Annotated in this window: 1 pseudogene; it reads left to right on the top strand. The window is 60.7% G+C overall.

The annotated features are described in order from the left end of the window. Positions 1-308: pseudogene (locus AUR66_RS22675) on the top strand (ABC transporter permease); the annotation flags it as partial.

The following is a 308-nucleotide window of genomic DNA, read 5'->3' as shown; positions in this document are numbered from 1 at the left end:
CCCGCCGGTATCGTCGCGACCAACGGCGGCGACGTAAAACTCGTGGAGCGTGATGACAGCACCGAAACGGTGTCGGTTACGTATATCGAAGATCCGCGTGTAGCGTACCACGTGGCACGAGGGTCGGTGCCCGATGACTGGCGACGGAGTCTCGTCGTCTCGGACGAATTTGCGACCGACCGAAATCTTGGGCCGGGCGACCGGGTGACTCTCATCATAGAGGAAGAATCCGCCTCGGCTACAGTAGAGTCCGAGCGTACGTATCGCGTCGTTGCTGTGCTCGCAGAGACACAGTCTTTCGGCGCGAG

This window comes from Haloferax profundi, assembly GCF_001469865.1.
Classification (GTDB): Archaea; Halobacteriota; Halobacteria; order Halobacteriales; family Haloferacaceae; genus Haloferax; species Haloferax profundi.
The sequence above is the reverse complement of the archived record's forward strand: the minus strand, read 5'-3'. Positions and strand labels throughout refer to the sequence as shown.